Origin of the sequence: Segeticoccus rhizosphaerae (assembly GCF_009192725.1) — a bacterium.
Classification (GTDB): domain Bacteria; phylum Actinomycetota; class Actinomycetes; order Actinomycetales; family Dermatophilaceae; genus Segeticoccus; species Segeticoccus rhizosphaerae.
This window is the reverse complement of sequence record NZ_VOHR01000509.1, coordinates 1-1819: the sequence shown is the minus strand read 5'-3', so window position 1 is coordinate 1819 and position 1819 is coordinate 1. Positions and strand designations below refer to the sequence as shown.

Below are 1819 nucleotides of genomic sequence, written 5' to 3'. Positions count from 1 at the left end.
CGACCGGCCCGCGGCGGTCCCCGGGCGCGAGGCCGTGCCACAGATCGGCGTCGAGCCCGCGTTCGTGGCGCAGCACGGTGGACAGGGGCAGGTCGACACCTTCGGCGATGACCGGCGCGAGGTCACCGAAGTGCCGGTCCACCCGGACGCACAGCCACGTCCGCCGCGAATCGTGGCAGACGTGCGGTGCCACGGCGCAGGCCGCAGCAAGTCCCCGCGGGTCGGAGCCGGCCAGCAGCACGACGTCGGCGCAGGCCTCGACCCAGCAGCCGAAGAGCGGCGCCCCGGGCGCGGGCAGGTCCACCGAGACGACCTCACACGCGGCCCGCAGCCCGGAGAGGACACCGCGCACCGGCTCGGCGGACAGCTCGACGTCGCGGGACCGGTCGAAGGACAGCACCGGCACCGTCTCACCCCAAGGCAACCGGGACAGCAGCTGGTCTCCGTCGACCTCCCCGCGGACCCGGGCCAGATCTGGCCAGCGCAGCCCGGTCTGCTGTTCCAGACCCATCGTGACGTCGAGGCCACCGCCGAACCGGTCCCCGTCGACGGCGAGCGCGCTGAGTCCCGCCGCGGCCGCGCGGACCGCGATCGCACAGGTGAGCACCGACGCACCAAGACCACCGGAAGCGCCGAGCACCCCGATGACCTGCGACGACGTGTTCATGCTGTTCATCGCCCCACGGTGAGCCCGAGGCGAGCTTGGACGCCATACCGTCGTCGGAGCCTGTGCGGGACGGGACTCGCGTGAGCGGGGTGTGGAGAACGTGGCCGGAAAAGGGGCCAAGGGGGGTCAGGAAAGGGGACGGCCCCCGTCGGGGGGACAACGGGGGCCGTCGACGCGCCGGGCTCCGGGGGGGAGGAGCCGGTGCGCCGGCACGCTCAACCCCTAAGGGGAGCGTGCACTTCCCATACTGTGCCCTTTGCAGGCGAAAGGCAAACGGAACGCGGAAACTCGCCGGGGGGAAGTTTTTCCCGCTGCGGCATCGATTCCTGCACCGCGCTGACCGCCGGTCGGCGTCCTGGTCAACGGGTTCTGACAAGTGATAGCACCCCGCGAACGGGGTGCTATCAACCGCGATCCGAAGCGGGTTACCAGAGCGTGCGCTTCTGTGTTGTCGCACCGGGACAAGCCCGTCACGATCGGTCCATCAGTGGACTGCCCGCGCGTGGGTGCCCGTGTGGATCGCGGTGGTCGTCGGGCTCTCGCCCGTCGCTATAGGTCCTGTGTACCCCACCGCTGCGCCAAACGGAAGACTTGACTTTGACGGGCTCGAGGGGATCACCCGGGACGGTGGTGGCAGGCCGTCAGCTCAGCCGGCCGGCCAGCACCGCGTCGGCGATCTGCCAGCCCTCGCGGGCGCCGAGCACCACTGCAACTCCACAGTGCTCGATCCACAACCGCACTCCGTCGGGGCTGCCCGAGGCGTATGCCGCGAGGGCACCCGCGTAACCGGCCGTCCCCTCCCCGCCGTGCCCCAGCTCGGGGACCGCGACACCGGTGGGATCCAGCCCGCTGCGGTGCAGGATCGCCCGTTCCATCGCCCGGGCCACCAGGCCGTTGCCCCGCACGAATGGGCGCGCCACGGCGATCTCGGCGTGCACGATGGCGCAGACCACCAGAGCCGGTGCCTGCGCGGACGCGAGGATGATCGCCGACAGGTCGGCGAGCCGGGAGGGGAGCTGCGCCGGGTCGGGTGCCGGTCCCACCTCGGACAGCTCCACGCACTCCTCGCCGGCCTGCCGGGGCCGGCCGACCTGGTCGGGCGGCAGCAACGGCGTCGCCGCGGCGACGTGCAGCCGGGCCAGTGCCTGAGCC

2 protein-coding genes are annotated in these 1819 nt (G+C 72.3%); both read right to left on the bottom strand.

What is annotated here, in order from left to right; genetic code table 11:
• Nucleotides 1-676: CpaE-like family protein (locus FRW57_RS21190; RefSeq protein WP_476748664.1), on the bottom strand; the 676-nt coding region annotated here is incomplete at its 3' end.
• 632 nt (nt 677-1308) lie between these two features.
• The coding region (locus FRW57_RS21185; RefSeq protein ID WP_162529459.1) for a Fic family protein at nt 1309-1819 on the bottom strand (511 nt) is incomplete at its 5' end.